This window comes from Clostridium sp. DL-VIII (assembly GCF_000230835.1).
Taxonomy (GTDB): Bacteria; Bacillota; Clostridia; order Clostridiales; family Clostridiaceae; genus Clostridium.
The window spans coordinates 2,025,691-2,047,354 of sequence record NZ_CM001240.1 but is presented as its reverse complement, the minus strand read 5'-3'; the positions used below and the strand labels follow the sequence as shown (position 1 = coordinate 2,047,354).

General features: G+C 29.5%; 18 protein-coding genes and 1 riboswitch. Of the genes, 5 read left to right on the top strand and 13 right to left on the bottom strand.

What is annotated here, in order from left to right; all coding sequences use genetic code 11:
• The first annotated feature begins 74 nt into the window (after positions 1-74).
• Positions 75-1,700 (top strand): glycosyltransferase, encoded by a 1,626-nt coding sequence (locus CDLVIII_RS09360; RefSeq protein ID WP_009169208.1) that lies wholly within the window; start codon positions 75-77, stop codon positions 1,698-1,700.
• Between the two features lie 194 nt (positions 1,701-1,894).
• Here the strand turns inward: CDLVIII_RS09360 and CDLVIII_RS09355 are convergent, their stop codons facing one another.
• The 4 genes from CDLVIII_RS09355 to CDLVIII_RS09340 are packed head-to-tail and all read right to left on the bottom strand — an operon-like array spanning position 1,895 to position 5,204.
• Positions 1,895-2,830, bottom strand: a complete 936-nt coding sequence (locus CDLVIII_RS09355; RefSeq protein WP_009169207.1) for a GNAT family N-acetyltransferase — start codon at positions 2,828-2,830, stop codon at positions 1,895-1,897.
• Between the two features lie 7 nt (positions 2,831-2,837).
• Positions 2,838-3,749 carry a hypothetical protein gene (locus tag CDLVIII_RS09350; RefSeq protein WP_009169206.1) on the bottom strand — a complete coding sequence of 304 codons (912 nt, stop codon included), beginning with the start codon at positions 3,747-3,749 and terminating at the stop codon, positions 2,838-2,840.
• Positions 3,750-3,753: 4 nt separating this feature from the next.
• Positions 3,754-4,431, bottom strand: a complete 678-nt coding sequence (locus tag CDLVIII_RS09345) for an acetyltransferase (RefSeq protein WP_009169205.1) — start codon at positions 4,429-4,431, stop codon at positions 3,754-3,756.
• A 17-nt stretch (positions 4,432-4,448) separates the two neighbouring features.
• On the bottom strand, positions 4,449-5,204 hold the full coding sequence (locus CDLVIII_RS09340; RefSeq protein ID WP_009169204.1) for a methyltransferase type 12: 756 nt from the start codon (positions 5,202-5,204) through the stop codon (positions 4,449-4,451).
• A gap of 247 nt (positions 5,205-5,451) precedes the next feature.
• Here CDLVIII_RS09340 and CDLVIII_RS09335 point away from each other — a divergent pair, with 247 nt between their 5' ends.
• Together CDLVIII_RS09335 and CDLVIII_RS09330 are read left to right on the top strand one after the other, a co-directional pair.
• Entirely contained in the window at positions 5,452-5,874 is a 423-nt protein-coding gene (locus CDLVIII_RS09335) for an FdtA/QdtA family cupin domain-containing protein (protein ID WP_009169203.1), read from the top strand.
• Positions 5,871-6,965 (top strand): DegT/DnrJ/EryC1/StrS family aminotransferase, encoded by a 1,095-nt coding sequence (locus CDLVIII_RS09330; RefSeq protein WP_009169202.1) that lies wholly within the window; start codon positions 5,871-5,873, stop codon positions 6,963-6,965. The genes CDLVIII_RS09335 and CDLVIII_RS09330 overlap by 4 nt, the downstream gene beginning before the upstream one ends.
• Before the next feature lie 87 nt (positions 6,966-7,052).
• On the opposite strand, the gene CDLVIII_RS09325 is transcribed toward CDLVIII_RS09330, so the two are convergent.
• The 3 genes from CDLVIII_RS09325 to CDLVIII_RS09315 form a co-directional block, all read right to left on the bottom strand.
• A complete protein-coding gene (locus CDLVIII_RS09325) occupies positions 7,053-8,777 on the bottom strand; it encodes an NAD(P)/FAD-dependent oxidoreductase (protein ID WP_009169201.1) in 1,725 nt (574 codons plus the stop codon).
• Between the two features lie 63 nt (positions 8,778-8,840).
• On the bottom strand, positions 8,841-9,980 hold the full coding sequence (locus tag CDLVIII_RS09320; protein ID WP_009169200.1) for an aminotransferase class V-fold PLP-dependent enzyme: 1,140 nt from the start codon (positions 9,978-9,980) through the stop codon (positions 8,841-8,843).
• Positions 9,981-10,302: 322 nt separating this feature from the next.
• Positions 10,303-11,106, bottom strand: coding sequence for a hypothetical protein (locus tag CDLVIII_RS09315; protein WP_009169199.1), 804 nt, complete (start codon positions 11,104-11,106; stop codon positions 10,303-10,305).
• Between the two features lie 242 nt (positions 11,107-11,348).
• On the opposite strand from CDLVIII_RS09315, the gene CDLVIII_RS09310 reads away from it, so the two are divergent.
• Positions 11,349-12,830: a DNRLRE domain-containing protein gene (locus CDLVIII_RS09310; protein ID WP_009169198.1), complete on the top strand. Its 1,482-nt coding sequence runs from the start codon at positions 11,349-11,351 to the stop codon at positions 12,828-12,830.
• Between the two features lie 108 nt (positions 12,831-12,938).
• Here CDLVIII_RS09310 and ribE read toward each other — a convergent pair whose 3' ends face one another.
• The 5 genes from ribE to CDLVIII_RS09285 form a co-directional block, all read right to left on the bottom strand.
• Complete coding sequence (gene ribE / locus CDLVIII_RS09305; protein WP_009169197.1) at positions 12,939-13,403, bottom strand: 6,7-dimethyl-8-ribityllumazine synthase; 465 nt, start codon at positions 13,401-13,403, stop codon at positions 12,939-12,941.
• Between the two features lie 42 nt (positions 13,404-13,445).
• On the bottom strand, positions 13,446-14,639 hold the full coding sequence (locus tag CDLVIII_RS09300; RefSeq protein WP_009169196.1) for a bifunctional 3,4-dihydroxy-2-butanone-4-phosphate synthase/GTP cyclohydrolase II: 1,194 nt from the start codon (positions 14,637-14,639) through the stop codon (positions 13,446-13,448).
• Positions 14,640-14,707: 68 nt separating this feature from the next.
• Positions 14,708-15,361 (bottom strand): riboflavin synthase, encoded by a 654-nt coding sequence (locus CDLVIII_RS09295; protein ID WP_009169195.1) that lies wholly within the window; start codon positions 15,359-15,361, stop codon positions 14,708-14,710.
• Between the two features lie 72 nt (positions 15,362-15,433).
• Positions 15,434-16,522 (bottom strand): bifunctional diaminohydroxyphosphoribosylaminopyrimidine deaminase/5-amino-6-(5-phosphoribosylamino)uracil reductase RibD, encoded by a 1,089-nt coding sequence (gene ribD, locus CDLVIII_RS09290; RefSeq protein WP_009169194.1) that lies wholly within the window; start codon positions 16,520-16,522, stop codon positions 15,434-15,436.
• Between the two features lie 280 nt (positions 16,523-16,802).
• A riboswitch (FMN riboswitch) is annotated at positions 16,803-16,918 on the bottom strand.
• A gap of 51 nt (positions 16,919-16,969) precedes the next feature.
• The gene (locus CDLVIII_RS09285; protein WP_009169193.1) at positions 16,970-18,220 is read right to left on the bottom strand and encodes a DUF6398 domain-containing protein; all 1,251 of its coding nucleotides are present in this window, start codon (positions 18,218-18,220) and stop codon (positions 16,970-16,972) included.
• Positions 18,221-18,758: 538 nt separating this feature from the next.
• Here CDLVIII_RS09285 and CDLVIII_RS09280 point away from each other — a divergent pair.
• Positions 18,759-19,589, top strand: a complete 831-nt coding sequence (locus tag CDLVIII_RS09280) for an amidase domain-containing protein (RefSeq protein ID WP_242835864.1) — start codon at positions 18,759-18,761, stop codon at positions 19,587-19,589.
• Between the two features lie 494 nt (positions 19,590-20,083).
• On the opposite strand, the gene purB is transcribed toward CDLVIII_RS09280, so the two are convergent.
• Positions 20,084-21,514 (bottom strand): adenylosuccinate lyase, encoded by a 1,431-nt coding sequence (purB, locus tag CDLVIII_RS09275; protein ID WP_009169191.1) that lies wholly within the window; start codon positions 21,512-21,514, stop codon positions 20,084-20,086.
• Positions 21,515-21,664: the final 150 nt, after the last annotated feature.

Sequence of the window (21,664 nt, the reverse complement as noted above, 5' to 3'; positions counted from 1 at the left end):
TAAACTCTTTTATTATATTAATATGATAAAGGTAGTTTCAAGTAACTAAGCTGTTAGGGAAGGTGCAGTATCAAATGGTAATAAATATAAATGAAAATAAAATCGCATTTATTACTTGCGTAGATGATGAAGCTTCATATGAAAGAAGTCTATCGTATGTTAATAAACTTCCAGTACCTAGTGGTATTGAAATTGAAATAATAGCCATAAGAAATGCCAAAAGTATAGCTTCTGCATATAATGAAGCAATTCAAAAAAGTGACTCTAAATATAAGGTTTATCTTCATCAAGATGTCTATATACAAAATAGCAATTTTATAAATGAAATATTAAATATATTTAAAAATGATTCAAATATAGGGCTTATTGGTATGGTTGGAGCAAAAATCATTCCAGTATCAGGAATATGGTGGGAGGATTCCAAAAAAGTAGGGAAAGTCTACGACAGTCATAGTGGAACCATGGACTTATTAATTTTTAATGAAATTAATGATTTATATTCCGAAGTAAAAGGAATAGATGGATTTATGATGATAACACAATATGATCTTCCATGGATGGAAGATATTTTTGATGGGTGGCATTTTTATGATGCCTCACAGAGCATTGAATTTATAAAAAAGGGCTTTAAGGTAGTAGTTCCTAATCAAAAATTTCCGTGGTGCATTCATGATTGCGGAATTGTAAATACAACAAACGGCTTTGAAGAATATCGCAATAAGTTCCTGGATACTTACTCTAAAGACATATTTCCTTTAGTCAGCATATTAATTCCTGCTTACAATCAAACTAAATATCTAAAGTCTGCACTTGACTCCGCACTAAACCAAACATACCGAAATACTGAAATTATTATATGTGATGATAGTACTACTAATGATGTACAAGCTTTGATTGAACAATATATGTTAAAAAACAATAAAATTAAGTATTTTAATAATGGTGGTCCACTTGGTCATAGGGGTAAGCTTAATGTTAATAAGTGTTTTAAAGAGTCATCAGGTGAATATATAAACTATTTATTACACGATGATCTTTGGGACTTTAATAAAATAGCTAAAATGATTGATTATTTTCTTTATGATGATACCCTTTCTCTAGTAACAAGTTATAGAAAAATGATTGACGAGAATGGTAATTATTATAACGATAATTTTAGAACTGTCTGTCAATATTCTTATGATACTCTCTTAACCGGAGAAAAAGCTGGGAAAAAACTTCTTTTATCAATGATTAACTATATTGGTGAACTGACTACTGCTATGTTTAAAAGAAAAGCCTTGGAATTTGACTGCGAAAACTATAATTTAATCGACTATGATAAATACCAAATATACTGTTTAGGTGATATATCCTTGTGGCTTAAATTATTGCAAAAAGGAAATATGATGTATATTTCTGAACCCTTAAGTAATTTTAGAATTCATAATTCTCAGAGCATTCAAGATACCACTTTAGCTTTCTGGGCTTCACTTGATTTTTTTAAGCTGATTATTTCTTCGTATGAAAATAGATTTTTTCTTAAAGATAAAAGAGAGCTTCTACAAAGTCTTTTAGCATGGTATAAAGAATATAATGGAGACCTCATTAGATTTATTGAACAATATAATAATGAAGCTGAAAATAATGAAGAAGTAATGAAACTTAAAGATGAATATATACGTTGTTACACTAAATTTATAAATATATTATTAGAGTAATTGCATCATTTACTAAACTTAAGCTTATATCAATCGAAGTTTAATATAAGATACTATCAAATAATAAATAACAAGTCCACTTGCAAGGCTATTTGGGACTCGTTATTTATTTGATAGTACCTAACTTCAATGTTTTGATATAAGCTTAAGTCCAATAATTGTTGAAATTATTTATATTGATAGGTAATTTTATCTTATAAATAAAGTATATATTGATCATATGCCACAGCCGATGCACCGAAACCTTCCTTTTGATTTATTAATCCTTCATTTAAATATCTTCCCTTGTTTTCATTTGATATACCAAAATCAAAATATTCTTTGTCCTTATAAATTTCATTAATCAACTTATCAAAAATAATATCTAAAGCACCTATTGCTTTACCCTCTTCTGATGCCGATATATATTGAACATGAACATTTTCCTTATTTTCATAAACTACTACTCCGCCTAATAAAGTATTATCTTTGTAAGAACAAAACAACTTTATATTATTAGGAAAGATACTAGCAAGACTTTTAATTTCATTTACTGTATGAACAGGTCTTGATTCATGCTTTTCCATGAGATTCTGCTCTAAAATCACCCAATATTTATCATAGTCATTAGTTTCTAAGACAATTATATTATTTTTTAAGGCCTTATTTATCTGCCTTTTTCTTCTGGTTTCATAATCATTCTTTTTACCTAATTTTATTGAAGATGAAATATTCCTAATATGGAGTTTAGCATTATTTATAAATAATGCATATAAATCCTCCTGTGAAGGAATTTCGTGATAAATATAAGGAATAGGCTTATATAAGATTGTTTTAATATTTTTCCCTTTACAAAAATTAATTAATAAATTAAACATTTCTAACATAGTAGTTGTTTTCATTTTCTTATCTAATATAAAGCCACCATAGGTTAACCCTCCATGACTCATAAGCTCATTACCTTCTATATTTGCTGGAAGTATACCTATCAAATTTTTCTTATTGTCGTAAAACATAAGAGACATATCAGTAAATCTATCTTTATGATAATCCATATATTCTCTCATAATAAGAAATGTAGCGTTTTTACTTTTCCTTACAAATTCATTCCAAATGCTTTTTTTATCTTCACTATACACTTCTAAATCCATTAAATAATTACTCCTCCAAAATTGCATAGCCAAAGCCTGTCTTACCATGCCTGTTTCCATTATAAAACATGTAAGTTTTACTATTGAATTTTACTATATTAGGATAACAAATCATTTCTGAATCCCAGCCACTTTCCGATTTTTCAATTCCTGCTTCTTCATCTAGTCTTGTCCAATCAAGCCCATTTTTTGATGTTGCAAATCCAATTTTATATGGTTCATTGGTACTTCTTATTGAATACCACATTTTATACATATCATTTTCCTTTATAACCCATGGCCTTCCAAAACCATATTCATATTCATTCTTGAAGCTTATACATGTATGATTTTCACTAATCCATTCAATTCCATCATATGAATAGGCATATTTTATAACATATTTAGGATAACTTTTATCATTTACTAGAATCCAGTTTATAGCAGAAACATACCAGCATTTAAAAATATTATCTTCTACTATTATGCTTGTTGCAGAACGCAAATACGGTTCTTCTTTCGTTCTATCAAGAACAGGTACCCTTGAAACTTTAGTAAAATTTTCCCCATCTTCGCTTGTGGCTAACCCTGCAAAAAGCATATGAGGTACTCTTTCACATCTTTGCCACCCATAATAATATAAATATTTTTTGTTATCCACTGTTAAGATGCAGGATGGATTAACCCCAGAATCGTCAAAGGTACCAATATTTCCTATATCTAATACTGGCTTTTCACTTATGTTTTTTATATTTTTTAAGTTTAACATGTCCACATCAATATAACCGATTCTCCCATACATTTCTCTATCCAGTGTGGCAAAATAAATCCTTACAGTGTCATTACTTATAATATCTGCAGTTGGAATGAGTGCATAGCTCTGCATCCACTCAAATTCACCTTTAGGTGAAAATATTAATCCTTGCTTATTCCATTTCATAAAATCATTCCTTTAAAGAATTCTTTGTTCTTTCAGATAAAAATTCCACATCAGATGCTTTACCTTTTACAATTTTACCACTCTCAATATCCTTTAAAACTAAAGCACCTGCCCCAATAATACAGTCACTTCCTATATTAATATTATTTATTATCGTTGCATTAACCCCTATAAAACAATTATCTCCTATATTGCAAAATCCGGATACAACTGCATGAGATGCTACAAAGCAATTATCTCCAAACCTTGAATGATGGCCAATATGATTTCCACTCCATAAGACAGTATTATTCCCCAATTCAACAAATGGCTGCACCACATTATTTTCAAATATAAAGCAGTGCTCTCCCATCTTTACATTTTTCCATACAAAAGCATGTGAACTAATATATGAAGCTAATTTATATCCTTTATTCTTGCATTCCTTCATTAACCTCGTCCTTAATCTATTTAATTTCTTATAAACGGTCGCAACAAAAACATAGTGATTCTCTGGGTCATACAACTTTTCTATATCTTCAAGAGGAATAACTGGTAATCCAAGCATTTCTTTATCTTTTAAATAATCTTTTTCAACAGAGAAGGCTACAACCTCATAATCAGAATCATAAGTAAAATATTCATATGCTATTTGCGCAAATGCGCTATCACCAATAATTATTAATTTTTTATTTTTATCCATTTATTTATCCTCCTAAATTAAGGTTTTATAATTAATATATCTTCTCTCCTGTTTGCCATTGGAAGCTTTTTATCCTGAGGAAGTATATAACTATCAAATCCTGATAACCTACACCTTTGAATAATTGACATTACAACCGAGTCATCCATATTTTTTGCTTCAATATCGTTAAACTTTACTAGTGGCCGCTCCCTCCTGCCTGTAAAATTCTGATGATATTTTATTCCCTCCTTAGATGCAAAAAATCTTTTTCTTTTTGATATATTAGGAATATCTCCAATAAGCATTACTCCTAGCTCTTTTAGAAGCGTTAATGATGTATCAATGAAATCAAATATGCTTAGTTCATTAAATACATATTGAATTACGCTGTAAGTTATAATACAATCAATTTTTCCTTTATAATTTTCTATAAATTTTTCACAGGATTTAGGATAATATCCTTTAACTTTTAATACAAAATCATATTCTGGAATATTATTAAGCATTTCCTCTGAATCAATGAGTATTAACTTGTGCTTATTTACCTTGCAGTATTCAATTAACATTAAAGTTAAGTTACTACATCCGCATCCAATATCTAAAATTGTTTTATTTCTGCCATCTTCTATTCCAAGCTTAGTTATTATATCCTCAAGTATAAATTTCTCTTTATTCTGCCTATATTCAATTGGAAAACCAACCTTTTCTATATTATTTAACTTATCACTTTTGGCTAGTTCTTTAAATTTCTCATAACTCAAATCCTTAAATATATCTGATTTTAAGTCCACATTATACCTCTCCTTGAACATTTATCTATATATCATACTTTCTAATTTATGTTTTTTATCACCATTCTAGACCATTCAATAATCTTTTATTAAATTAATGTTACTAATATATAATCAAATAAATAGCAAGTCGATGTGTATGAAATTTACTTTTAAATTTATTATATGTAAGCTTTAAGTACACTTTCTTATTATCAGCATAAAATATATAGATGAGCTAGATTTTGTATAATATGGAGGTGACTAAATGTATAATTGTTCTCTGTTTAAATTTTTGAGTATAGACAGCAACTATGGAAATCTAACTCCTATTGAAGGATTACTTGATGTTCCTTTTGATATAAAACGAATTTATTATATTACTAACGTTCCACAAAACACAGCAAGAGGCTTTCATGCCCATAGAAAGCTCCATCAAGTACTCGTATGTGTAAGCGGCTCTGTAAAAATAAAGGTAAAGAACCCTAAAGAAGAAACTGAATTTATATTGGACAATTCTTCTGTTGGCTTATATATTGGTCCATATGTTTGGAGAGAAATGTATGATTTTAGCAAAGATGCAGTCCTCCTAGTACTTGCATCTGATTATTATAATGAAAATGACTATATACGAAATATTGATTTTTATATGAAGGAAGCTGCAACTAGATACAAGGAAGTGATTATATGAAAATACCATTTTTAAACCTTGAACCAATGCATGCTGAAATAAGAAATGAAATTCTAGCTGCTTTTGAAAAAGTATATGATAAAAATATTTTTATTTTAGGAGATAGCGTAGATGCTTTTGAAAAAGAATTTGCTAATTACTGCAATGCACTTTATTGTATAAGCTGTGGAAATGGCTTAGATGCTCTTTCTATCATTTTAAGAGGATATGATATTGGAGAAGGTGATGAAGTTATTGTGCCTTGTAACACGTATATTGCTACTGCCCTTGCAGTTTCGTATGTTGGTGCTAAAGTTGTTTTAGTAGATCCTGATATTAAAACTTTTAATATTGATATAAATAAAATTGAAGAAGCTATTACTCCAAAAACAAAAGCTATTATCGCAGTTCATTTATATGGCAGACCAGCAGAAATTGATAAAATAAAACTTATCTGTAAGCAGCATAACTTGAAGCTTATAGAAGATGCTGCTCAAGCTCATGGAGCTATATACAACGGTAAGCGAGCTGGAAACCTAGGTGATGCAGCTGGTTTTAGCTTTTATCCCGGAAAAAATCTAGGAGCGCTCGGAGATGCTGGTGCTATTCTCACTAGTGATATTACTTTAGCTAAAAAAGTTAAAGCTATACGAAATTATGGTTCAGAAATTAAATATCATAATGAATATAAGGGCGTAAACTCCAGACTTGATGAAATGCAGGCTGAATTTCTAAGAGTTAAACTTAAATATCTTGATAAATGGAATACTGATAGGCAAAAAATAGTTAAGCTTTATCTTGAAAAAATTAATAATAGTAAAATAATTCTTCCTTATATAGACTCTGTTCAAAAGTCCATCTGGCATGTCTTTGCTATAAGAACAGAATTTAGAGATGAGCTGCAAAGTTACTTAAATACTAATGGAATTAACACTTTAATTCATTACCCAATACCTATTCATCTTCAAAAAGCCTATAAAGATTTAGGATATAAACAAGGTGATTTTAAAGTAGCAGAGACTCTCTCAAATACTGTCTTAAGCTTGCCTCTATGGCACGGCATGACTATTGAAGAAGTTAATTATATTATAGATGTCTTAAATAAATGGTGATCACTAAATGCTTATATATTATAATAAGAAACATTAAATAAGGACCTAAATATAGGTCCTATTTTTATATAAATTTTTAATTATTTTCTAAATACGATTATCTTTTATCTGTTTTGCCACTTCATTTGCAGCAATCATTCCACTTTGAAGTGCTCCCTGCTGCGAAACATGTTTTTGCGAAATATGCTCTCCTGCAAAAAACAATTTACTTTCCATTTCTGGAACTGTTACATCATAGGAGAAAAGCACTTTATCTCCTGGCTTTGATAATGCTCCTCCAGTCCATATATACTGTACATCTGACCAAATTAATGATTTGTAATCAATCAATTTATCATCAAGGTAATTACGAGAAAGACCATGAACTCTTTCTACATATCTCATTACATCATCAAGTAATAATTCTGGATTTTCATTTCCAATTCTTTCTGCTTCCTGTCCCCAGCTATAACCAGCTAATAATACACCTGCTTCTTTATAACTGGTTCCAGGTCTTAATGCCCATCTTCCATATTTATTAGCTATAGGTTTTGCATGATCTGAAGGATAGGAAATTGAAACTAGTGGAAGATCAGTATAAGTGTTTCCTCCTATTATTTGTGTTTGTGCATTTCCCATTTCCCAAAATCTATCCGTAAGATATAGATATATCTTGTGGGCTGCTTTATAATTCATTTCACTTATTGCCTGCATCTTTCTATTTGTAAGAAGAGGTTTTATTTCCATCCTCCTTAAACTTGAAAATGGTATAGCACATATTACATAATCAAATTCTTCAGATGTTTCTTTATTATTTATATAATCCATGTATTTAAGAATAACTTTATCTTTTGAAGGAGAATCATAGATTCCACTAACAGGAAAGCCCATTTTTATTTCTACTTTCCCTAAACGTTCTTTACCAATATTTTTGTATACTTCATTATTTTTATCACACAATGCTTCATACAAGGAAAGAGGTAAATTTATCATACCATCTGTAATTCGATAGGTGTATTGAAAATCCTCTGTATAATACTTTTGAAGAATTTCAGTAAGACTTAAATCAAAAAACTGTCGTCTACCTTCCAAACATCCAAGCATTGATATGAAATCTTGACTAAGGCCTGCATTCTCATATAGGCTTCTATAATTCATTTTATCTATTTCAACTATTTCATCAGAATATTCAGGTTTTGTTTGGATTAATTCCCTCTTTAATTCTACCGGAAGAGATTTGAAATATTTTCTACATATACTTTCCTGAAACTCTCTCCAGTTTTTTTTCATTTCAGCTTCCTTTAAGTCAAACTCAATATATATAGAATTTTTAACATTTTCTCCATTTATATCGTTAAGCATGCGTTCATTTCTAACATAGAATAAAGCGTTACTATTATAATCCACAAAAGGTGTGGTATCAAGTTTAAAAAGATTTATATAGTGCCAGGTAGTTTCATGAGATATCGGCACACACATTGGTCCAAGCTCACCAAAATATTTTCTATTTCTGTCAAAATAATGAGTATATACTCTCCCTCCTACTCTTTGACTCGCTTCAAATAAAGTAATGTTGCATCCTATCTTTCTTAGTTCAACTGCAGATGCGAGTCCAGCTTCTCCAGCACCAATTACCGCTACTTTTATATCTTTAGCTACTCCTATCGGACAAATATTACTTATATCCTCAGGAGGACTCATTGAATTAACTATATCACTAAAATCATCTAATCTATCCTGCATTTTTAATATATATTTAAGCATTGTATATCTTTCAGACTCGTTAGGATTATCCATTTGATACGGAATATCTGATTTATTATTAGAATTCATAACTTTCACATCCTAATTTTTATTACATATATAATTATATATGTACCCAAAGTTCTTCTTAGGTTATTTGCCTTTATATATTCTCATGATTACAGTAAGAAGCTTTTCTATATCATATAATGTATTAAAATATCCCGGACTAACTCTCACAGTTCCAGCATATTCTGTACCAATCACCTTGTGTATTAATGGTGCACAATGATATCCTGTTCTCACCGCTATTTCTTCATTATCTAACTTTTCTCCAACAATAGATGCATCCACCCCCTTTATATTAAATGAAATAACAGGACCTCTTTTCTTTCCACTGCTTTCTCCATATACCTTTATATAAGGAAGTCTTTTCATTTCATTTAATAGATATAACGTTAGTTCACTTTCATGTTTTTCTATACTTTCTATTCCAACTCTTTTAATAAATTTTATACCTTCTCCGAGACCTGCAATCCCTGGTGTGTTTAAAGTTCCACTTTCAAACTTATCTGGCATAAAGCTTGGCTGAACCATAAAATGTGAATTACTCCCTGTACCTCCTTCCTTGAAATTCTTTAGTTTTATACCTTCTCGTATAAATAAACCTCCAGTGCCCTGGGGCCCAAGTAATCCTTTATGGCCTGAAAATGCCAGTATATCAATATTATCTTTTTCCACGTCAATTGGTATAATTCCAACACTCTGAGATGCATCTACCATAAATATAACTCCATTTTTCTTTGCAAGCCTTCCTATATTTCTAATATCCTGAATACTTCCAAGTACATTAGATACATGACTTACTATTATCATTTTTGTGTTTTTCTTAATTTCATCATTAATATCATCAATATTAATATATCCTGCTTTATCAACTCCAACTAAACTCACTTCAATTCCCGCTTTACTTAGTGAATTTAAGGGTCTTAAAACAGAGTTGTGTTCAATTACTGTACTTATAACATGATCGCCTCTTTTTAAAACTCCTTTTATTCCTGTATTTAATGCTTCTGTTGCATTACTTGTAAAAACTAAATTAAAAGGGCTAGGAATATTAAATAAGTTGCTTATTTCTTCTCTTGTCTCCATAATTTTGGCGGATGCTCTTACAGCTATTTTATAGGCGCTCCGCCCTGGGTTTGCAGCATAATTTTTCATGCAGTTTAGTGTCTCTTCATAGACTTCTGTTGGTTTAGGAAACGATGTAGCTGAATTATCTAAATAAATCATTTGAAACTCCTTATGGAATTTATGCGTTACGCTAATTAAATAGTAAAAAACTCTAACAAACCTCACAAATCCTAATTATAATTAAATAAAATAAAAATTAATAATAAGGACAATGATTGAAATGCTAGAGTTCACTTATTATACTATTGATAATTTTCATAATACAAAGAACTTTTCGCAGTTTTCATTGTATTAAATAATAATGTGTATCAATGTAATAAAATATACTACATATTAAAAGATATCAAGCTATTCCGTAAAAATATTTTTTAACTAACAAAACGCATAAATAAATACTCATATTTGTGCACTTTTAGTGAAATTAAAACTTTATGTCCTTATCGTCATCTGAATAATCTGGATCAATATAATTGTCATCGCAATCTGGGAATAATGGGTCTAAATTTTGATCTGGATAGAACTTAGGAATTGGAGCCCTTTCAAATCTTTCACATGGATCTTCCTCTGGTTCCTCAATACATGGTTCTTTTGGAACTGGACAATAGTCATAAGCTGGAATTAAAAGCTGTACTATAAGTTCACATTTTACAACAATATAATATCCTAACGTAATATCTAAAACACTATTGCAGTCTTCATCCTCTAGTAATTCACCCGCTAAAGCATCTGCAACCATTTCAAGCTTGATTATACTAGAATCTAAATCTTGAGCTTTATGAACCGGCATAAAACTAGCTGAAATTTGAGCTATAGAATCAGGACAGTAAAATTTTCCTATTACATCTGTTCTATTGATTTCAAACAACTCACTCTTATTTACACCATTGCAGTCAATATAATCTGCATAGAAAGAAATCATGTACGAAAGTACTATTTTTTTGAAGCCTGGCTTCCCGCATATTGGTGTTTCATCGACGGATATTAACTGTACGTTAAAATCTCTGCTTCCTATATATCTCTTAGGTTTTTCCAATGGATTACTTCTCAATTCACAATCTGTTGTACATGTGTCAGGACCTTCACAATATACAAGACATCGTTTTATTAGGCATTGATCAAAAATTTTAGGTATTTCAACGCAAACTAATTCAGAAGGATCCGGTAAACGCCCCTGTTTATTTACAAGGCCTGGACGTGGTGTAAATTTTTTAAAATTTATGGACATAAATTCTCCTCCTTAAAAAAGACTATAACAAACGTAATTTCTTTAATATTCATACTACATCGTATGTAAAAATTTTGAAATTGTGACTCAAAAAAATTATATAAAATATTTTTTATTTAACTACGTTTATATTTATATTGTATGTTGTCCGTCTCAATTTATCTTTAGAATTATGCATAAATATATTCTTACATAAATATACATAATCAATAAATATAATATAATATAAGGAGATAAAATTAATGGAAAATTTTACAGAGGTTAAGTGTAGCGCCACAACCTATTTATGCAATATTAAACCTAATATTAATTTTAGCAATGAAGGAATTTTACTCGTTGGATCTATAAATAATAAATCTCAAAACTATAATGTATTTAAATCATTAATGCAGTTTTATATACCAGATTCAGACATTGATTCTTCTAAAAGAATATATTTATATTTATTTCTTGAAAATCTACATTATGCACATAATAATTTTACTATTAGTATTTCTCTTCATAGTACTGACTCTGATATTAACGTTTCAACTGTAAATTGGCTTACATGCCCTAAGAGAAATGCGCTTTCTGAAATGAATATAAATATTCCAAGCCAATCTACTAAAAAATATATAAAAATTGATATTTCTAATATTATAAAGTCTTTGAATTCTAATACCAATATTTACAATATAGTATTAGAACCATTAAATTTAAAGCCATCTTACATGATTCAATTTGATTCTAGTAACTCTGAAAATCCACCTTATTTAGTTGCTATAAAAGATTTCTTTAATAATGAAGATTCTTCTAATAGTCCTGAAATTGATAATAGCGATTTTGACACTAGTAATAATACTGATGCTGATACTGATATAGATAGTCATAGTGATAATGATAATTACAACACTGAAATAAATGAAGAACTAGAAAATGAAGATATTTCTCTTAATGATAAATTTAATACAGAAAACTCTTCAGATAAAATAATTAATGAATTAAATACTCAAAATTCTAAGTTTGATAAATTAGAACATAACTTATTAAATTTAATTGATTCTTTTAGCACTGTTGTCGACAATGTAAAGAATAATTCAGCAGCCATAGATAATGATATTGTTCCTACCATTAATAAATTTGCTGAAAATTTTTCTAACATAAATAACAGTACAGACATATTAAAAAATTATATAGAAGATCATACAAATTCATACACAGATTTTTCAACCAACTTAAGTTCTAAATTAAATGAACTTATAAAGACTGAAATTGAAAATCTAAAGACTTCTGTGAATAATGATCTTCTTCAACTAAAAAACTCAAATGCTCAAAATATATCTGATTTAGACGGTCTTGTGAAAAATATAAGTTCAGATATAAATGATAATATAAACTTATTGAAATCTCCTATTGAAAAATTATTGGATCAAACAAATTCAACCATGGAGACTATATTAAATAATCTAATAAAGACTGAAATTGACGCCCTAAAAAATTCTGTTGAAAATTTAAATTCAAAAGCAAGTACAACTTCTGATTCAGCTGAGCTTCTAAAAAATGAGATTAATGCCTTAAAGAATTCTGTAAATGATGATATCTCATTATTACATTCTTATGTTGCCAGCAGTGTATCTAGTTTAAATGATTCAATAAAAGGTATAAATGAAACTCTTTCTCAATTATCTGCCCAATTATCAAAATTATCAGAAGCAAAAGATACTATAAATCACGAATCTATTTAAAAAAATATAAGGTCATGAGCTTATTAATGTTATTATGAATACTCTTTTATTGGAGCATTCATGATACTACCTCTAAGCTCATGACCTTAATCATATTATATTTAAGCTTTATTTTATGTTATTTAACAAATTCGACATTTCTATAGCCGAAACCGCACATTCATAACCTTTGTTTCCTGCTTTAGTTCCTGCTCTCTCAATTGCCTGCTCTATAGTATTTGTTGTAAGTACTCCAAATATTACTGGTTTTTCACTTTCAAGAGAAACATTAGCAATCCCTTTTGATACTTCTGAGCAAACATAATCATAATGTGATGTGGCACCTTTTATTACTGCCCCTAAACAGATTACTGCATCATATTTAGGATTCTTTGCCATCTTCTTTGCTACAAGCGGAATTTCAAAAGCCCCTGGAACCCATGCAATATCAATATCTTCTTCATTTGCTCCATGTCTTTTTAAACCATCTAATGCACCTTCTAAAAGTTTTCCTACAATAAATTCATTAAATCTCCCTACAACTATTCCAAACTTCAAACCTTGTGAAACTACATTTCCTTCAAATATATTCATTATATTTTCCTCCATTATTTTAAATTATTTTGCGTTAAAATTTTATAAATGTAATAAATGATTCATCTTTTCCTTTTTGACTTTTAGATAAAATTCATCATTTTTATTTGATGGCACTTGTATTGGAATCCTTTCAATTACTTTAATGTCGTTTTTTTCAAGTCCCTCTATTTTATCTGGATTATTGGTAATCAGCTTAACACTATTTACTCCAAGGATTTTAAGCATATCTGCACTTATTTTATAATCTCTCATATCATCCCTAAAACCTAAAGCTAAATTTGCTTCCACCGTATCTAGTCCTGTATCCTGAAGTGCATATGCCTTTAATTTATTTAAAAGCCCTATACCTCTTCCTTCCTGTCTCATATACAAAAGTATACCTTGCTCTTCTTTAGCTATCATCTCCATTGCTGCTGCATATTGTTCACCGCAGTCACATTTTCTTGATCCCAAAGCATCTCCTGTTAAACATTCAGAATGAACTCGTACGAGCATAGGTTCCTCAGTCTTAATATCTCCTTTAATTAATGCCAAGTGGCACTTTGAAGAATTTTTTTCACTAAAAGCTAATACTTTAAAATCTCCATATTTTGTTGGTAATTTAGCTTCGACTTCTTTAGTCACACTTAAATGCTCCTGTGTTCTATATTTAACTAAGTCTTCTATTGTAATAATTTTTAAATTATGCTCTTTTGCAAATTTTATTAGGTCATCACGCCTAGCCATGGTTCCATCATCATTTATTATTTCACATATAGCTGCTGCACCTTTAAATCCTGCAAGTTTCGCTAAGTCAACTGAAGCCTCTGTATGTCCTCTTCTTTCTAAAACTCCACCATTTTTAGCAACCAAAGGAAATACATGACCAGGTCTTCTAAAATCATCTTTTTCTTTTGCAGTTACAAGTTCATTTATCGTATGAGCTCTCTCAAATGCTGAGATTCCTGTTGTTGTATCCTTATGATCTATTGACACTGTAAATGCAGTTTCATGATTATCTGTATTTCTTTCTACCATCGGATTTAATCCTAATCTCACTGCTATTTCTTCTTCTACTGGTGCGCAAACTAAACCTTTTGCATACTTAATCATAAAGTTAATATTTTCACCAGTGGCCATTTCTGCTGGAATTACTAAATCCCCCTCATTTTCTCTTCCTTCATCATCAACAATTATTACTAATTTTCCTTCTTTAATATCTTTTAAGCCTTCTTCTATGCTATTAAACTTCATATCTACATCTCCTGACTTTAATTTATATACACATATTTTTTTATTAGGGCCACATCTTTTTTTACTGATTAGAAGCCACTGTTTTTTAAGAACTCCATAGTAACATCTCCTTTTTTTTCTTCCTTATCTGCATTTTTTCCACCAAATAATTTTTCTATATACTTCCCTACTAAATCGCATTCTAAATTTACTATTGAGTTAACTTTCTTTTCTGGAAGAATGGTATTATCTAAAGTGTGTGGTATAATTGAAACTTTAAACACTTGATCATCAACATAAGCGACAGTTAAACTTATTCCATCTATTCCTATTGAGCCTTTATATATAATGTATTTCAAAACATCCTTAGGTGCGGAAATAGTAAACCAGGTTCCATCCTTTTCTTCATTTATTGCAACTATTCTGCCAATTCCATCTATATGACCACTTACAATATGACCTCCAAGCCTGTCACTTAACCTTAAAGCTCTTTCAAGATTCAACTTATCGCCAACTTTAAGATTTCCCAAATTGCTTTTAGATAAGGTTTCTCCCATTGCTTCTGCTTTAAATGAATTTGAGCTCATCTCTTTAACTGTTAAACAAACTCCATTTGTTGCTATACTATCTCCTATTCTTGTTTCCTCTAAAACATTTTTGCATTTAATTTCTATTAGTCCAAAGCCACTACTCAAATTAAATTCTTGCAATATTCCAACTTCTTCAATAATTCCAGTAAACATTCTTTCCTCCTTGCTTCAACATATTGAAAAATAACAACTCCCCATATTAACTTACGTTTCTTTTCATACGTCTTATTTATTTTCTATATATCCTTCTATAATTAAATCTTCTCCAATATTTCCATAACTAATATTCATCAATTTCACTGCTTCACTTAATTTTGAAAATCCCTGTCCTGCTATGCTGCTTTTACTTTGTTCTCCTCCTAGTATCTTTGGAGCAATGTAAAATATAACTTTATCAACAATATTCTCTTTAAGCGCTGAAAAATTTAATGTTCCTCCACCTTCAATAAGCACTGAATCGATGCCTTCCTCCCCAAGCTTTTTTAGAAGCTCTTTTAGATCCACTCTATTATTTTTACTTGCCACTTCTATAACTTTAACGCCTAAACCTCTAAGCAGCTGTTTTTTATTTTCATCAGAATCTATTGATGTTGCAACAATAGTATTCTTATCTTCATTTTTAACTACTTTAGAGTCTAAAGGAATTCTAAGATTAGTATCTACAATAATTCTTATCAACTTTTTCTCACTGTTAATTCTACATGTAAGCTCTGGATCATCTGCTATAACTGTATTTACTCCAACCATAATTGAACTTACTCTGTTTCTTATGTTTTGTGAATCTGCTCTTGATTCTTTAGACGTAATCCATTTAGATTCCCCACTATAAGTTGCTATTTTTCCATCAAGAGACATTCCACTTTTTAAAATAACAAAAGGTATCTTAGTTGTAATATATTTTATAAAAATCTCATTCATTTTTTTGCACTCTTCTTCTTTAACCCCAACTATTACCTCAATACCATGCTGCTTTAATTTTTCTATGCTCTTTCCAGCAACTAATTCATTTGGATCTAACATTCCAATTACGACCTTTTTGAATTTCTTTTCAATCAATAAATCTACACATGGAGGAGTTTTTCCATGGTGAGCACAAGGTTCTAGTGTTACATAAATAGTACTTCCTTCTACATCCTCTGTTGCATTTTTTACTGCATTCCTTTCAGCATGAGCCTCTCCATAGCATTCGTGATAGCCTTCCCCAATTAGCTTGTTGTCCTTAACTATAACCGCCCCTACTAATGGATTAGGGTTCACTCTGCCAATTCCCATTTTTGCTAATTTCAATGCTCTTTCCATATACTTTTCATTCAAAAAATCATCATCTCCCACAAAAATAAAAGATCTATATATAATCTTGTAATAATTTGAGATTTTTATACGCGCAAAAAACCCTGAATTTCAAAATCTTCAGGGTTTAGTTATAATTCTAATTAATAACATTATTTATAATTAAAATTTTAAAATATAAGTTTTTAAAATTGTATACTACTTACTTTTTATATTACTTAAAATAAAAACCCTGAATTTTACAATTCAGGGTAGACTTACAAAAAGTAATAATATTTAAGTTTTAATTATAACTAATATTAATCACTATCTTCTTTCATCCAGACTTTACTGTCGGCTTCGGAATTTAACCGAATCTGCTAATTATAGCTCGCGGGCTGTACCGCCGATAGGGAATTTCACCCAACCCCGAAGATTTTATATTAAATTTTCTATATATAAAATATCATATTATTAAAAAAATGTAAAGCACTAATTAAACTTTATCATATCAAATTCTTTTTTCTTTTCTTTTAGCCATTTAATCATTTCTGAATCATTCCAAACTTCTAATCCCAAGCTAGCATATTTCGCAGCTTCAACTTCGCTTCCAATTTTAATCAAGTTAGGCAGTGAAGCAGGTATATTTTTTTGTCTTAAAAGATATGGTATAACATATGGATTTCTTCTATATGCTCTTCTTAACAAATGTTCAGCTTCGTCAACTCTGTTTGTTTTATATAATAAAGCTACCTTACTATAGTATATAGCTGCTAGATTATCTTTTTCATATTTTTTCAATAAATCTTCTAGTTCAGAATATTTATTTTCAATTAGAAGCCAGTTAACAACTATAGCTCTAACCATCAAATTATCTCGTTCATTATATTTTAAAATCTCAAGAGCATTTTCTATTGCTGCTTCTCTTTCTCCAATTCTCCATAAATGCATAGCTAAATTGTACTTAGCTCCAAAAAAAGGTTCAGCTATTTTTAATTTAAATAATTCTGGCTCAGCATTCTCTAAATTATCTATTCTCAATGAATTTTGTGCTGCCTTAACTGCCCTTTCCAAAAGAGTTTTCTTTTGAGCCGCACTTAAGCTAGTATCTTTTGACAAAATAATATATGCATCAGCACAATCTTTCCATACGGTTAATGCTTCTTTTGCATACTTCGCTTTGCTATTATAATTCTTTTGTTTCCAAGCATGATCTATAATTGCTTGTGCTTCAAGTAAATTTCTATGTACTGCAAATTTAAATGGTTCTTTTCTATCTATTTCATCCTTTTTGTCTACTTTTACTAAATCGTTTCCTGTAACTGCCGTTTCATCTTTCACTTTTGACATCTTATCCTTTAAAATGTCTTTATTGTTATTTTTACCTATTATCCACTGTTCATTTTCTTTTGATAAGTCTAATAGATTTTTTACTTCCTTTGATTTACTAGAGCCTGTACTACTGCTTACTCCAAATGCCTTATATAAATCAGCAGCTTTAACATATGGTTCTTCCTTTGAATCAAATAAATTATTCACTGTTCCTATAGCATGCACTATTCCTGCTGCCCATGAGATACTTTTTCCCTTTTTTAAATCTTCTTCACAATTTAAAAATAATGTTTCAGCAGCTCGAACACAAATATTTTCGTATTCTTCATTAAGAAATTCACTTGAAAAACTTTTTATTTTTTCAACTATTTCTTCATACTTGCTAGCTATTTCGTTAGATAATTTTTGCATTTCTTCTTATAGCTCCTTTATAAAAAATCTTTAACAAATTTGATTTTATCCTACAATATATATACTTTGCAAGTATATTCGCCAAATTTGTATTTTTGATTTTAAATTAATGATATTAACCCTTAACTTTTCACTAATGTTATTATTATATCACACTTATAATAATTATATCTACTCATTAATTTTTCTGAACCTTTTTGTTGATATTTAAACTCTTTTAGCACACTCAAAAAAATTATCACAAAATATGCGTACACTTTTTTCATTATAGTGGAGATTTAATTGTTTTACGCTTTAACATGCCTTAACTATATTCTTTTGCACTATTTATATTTTTATTCATATATATATGAATATAATAATTTTAAATCCAGGAAATGTATATATGCTGTCTAAATTTTTATATAATCTTTGCTTATTGCTTTCAACTCCATATAAAGATCTCAATTTAATTCATGGAAATTTTAATTATTTAGACAATTACATACTTGAAAAACTTTACTTAAAAAAATTATTTGATTTTAAGTGGAGAAAAAAAATGAAGTCTATATTTAAAAATTTTCATTTTGATTATAACTATAATATATTAGATATGAATAGTCACTTTACTAAATTATTGCTTAATTTAAAAATTTTCTTTATTATTGAAAATTCTACTCAAGACATACCATCTGCCTGCACCCAGAATTATATTATTATCTTAGAATACTTAAACAATAGATTTCACTTACGATTACTTCTAGAAAATGAGGAGGATCCCCTTTTATATAATTATATTTTAAATGATGATTTTTCTCATATATATGATCTTATTTCTTCTGAAAAACTGAAATCATATGAATATAAATTTCCTTCAATTGATTTATTATATGGAACTTTTCAAACTTTTATTTCCTCTTCCAAAGATGCTCCAAATAAAAGAAAAAGTTTGGACTTTAATGTTGACGAGGCTTGTACTTACGCAGAAACTTATGCCTTAAATCCAAATCCTAATTATAAATCCTTTGAAGGCATTGGTGGAGATTGCACAAATTTCATGTCCCAAATCCTTTATGCCGGAGGACTTAATAAAACTCCAACCTGGAAACCATATACTAACGCATGGATTAGGGTTGAAGAGATATATTCATATCTAATATCACATAAATTAGGAACTAAACTTCCTGATGATACTTATTTAGATAGAGGTTCTTTAATTCAATTTTATACTCCTGCTATAGGCAAATTTTTTCATAATGGCTTTATAACTTACAAACTTGAAAATAATGATTGTCTCTATTGCTGCCATAGTTATAATAAACTAAATTATCCTCTTAGCGAGATCTATCCAAATAGATACCCAACTCTTAGAGCCTTAAAATTTGACTAATTCTTTTATAGATGAACAGCTTTGAAAATAGAGTTATGTGGTAGCTTACCGAAATCACATACATTTTTATTCCGCAGGACTTGTGAAATCTTCGCTGAAAGTTCTAAATGTGAGCATGCACCCATTTCTGCATGCTCCCGAGACAAACTCGTGACAAGCAGCAAATGGAACAAGCTCACATTAAGAACTTTTAGCAGCTCAATTTCAAATGCCTGCTTCACAAAAATGTATATAATTTCTGGTATAAATGCACACAAAAGTTTAACATAAATGCATAAATATTCTATATAAAAAGTTTGTTTATCTATATAGATATAAAATTTAAGACTTTGACATATACATTGGCGTAAGAACTATAAATTAAAAGATTTGTACAAATGTATAAATTTACTTTTTGATTTAGGTATCTATATGTGATTGAAACTTAGAAATCGGCTATCAAAAAAAATTAGTTCTCCTCAGAAAAAAGAGGCAATTTTATTGCCTCTTTAGTTTTATACAGTTATTTCACTCTTAATTTTTAATGCTTCTTCATTATTTTTTATAATTGGATCTACATATTCGTCTATAAATTCTACAACTTGGCTTGGTGCTCTTCCAACGAATTTAGCTGGGTCGATAACTCCTAATATCTCTTCTTTTGTAAGACCGAAAGAATTATCATTTATGATTCTTTCAATTAAGTCATTATCTAAACCTTCACCTTTTACTCTTTGAGCTGCTGCCATTGAGTGAACTCTTATCTTTTCATGTAATTCTTGTCTATCTTTGCCTCTCTTTACAGCTTCCATCATTATATTTTCAGTAGCCATAAATGGTAATTCTCTTTGTACATGGGAAGCTATTACTTTATCATATACTACCATATTTTCAGCAATATTTATGTATAAATTTAATACTCCATCCAATGCTAAGAATCCTTCAGCTACAGACAATCTCTTATTAGCTGAATCATCTAAAGTTCTTTCAAACCATTGAGTCCCTGCAGTAATTGCTGGATTTAATGCATCTACTATAACATATCTAGCTAAGGCACTTATTCTTTCACTTCTCATAGGATTTCTTTTGTATGCCATTGCTGATGATCCTATTTGATTCTTTTCAAATGGCTCTTCCATTTCCTTCATGTTTTGAAGCAGTCTTAAGTCATTACTAAATTTATAAGCACTTTGTGCAATTTCTGATAAAGTATTTAAAACTATTGAATCAAGTTTTCTTGGATAAGTTTGCCCTGTTACCCCAAAACTTTTTTCAAAGCCCATTTTTTCTGCTACAATTTTATCTAATGCTTTAACTTTACTTTCGTCTCCATCAAATAGTTCCATAAAGCTAGCTTGGGTACCAGTAGTCCCTTTAACTCCTCTAAGCTTTAATGTTGATAGAAGGAAATCTATATTTTCTACGTCCATCACTAAATCCTGCATCCATAGGGTAGCTCTTTTACCCACTGTTGTTAGTTGAGCTGGTTGAAAGTGTGTAAAACCTAATGTTGGCATATCTTTATATTGAATAGCAAATTTTTTTAAATGATTTAAAACTGTAACTATTTTATTTTTGATTAGGTTTAATGCATCTCTCATTATTATAATATCCGTATTATCTCCTACATAACAAGATGTAGCACCTAGATGAATAATACCTTTAGCACTTGGGCATTGAAGGCCATATGCATATACATGACTCATAACATCATGCCTGACTTCTTTTTCCCTTTGAGCTGCTTCTTCGTAATTAATATCATTTATGTGTTCTTTTAATTCTTTTATTTGCTCTTCAGTTATATTTAAACCAAGTTCTCTTTCACCTTCCGCAAGAGCCACCCATAGCTTTCTCCAAGTAGTGAATTTCATATCATCAGAAAATATAAAACTCATTTCTTTAGATGCATATCTTGAATTTAAAGGTGTACTATATAAATTTCTCATTCAAAAACCTCCACACGAATATATTTTATTCTTTCTCATTCAACATTCGTATTATATCATATTTTTTTTATTTTTGCCTATTGAATTTTCAATTTTACGATAATTTTATGTCTAATTTTTTATAAATTTTAATTTTACTTTTTGTTATTA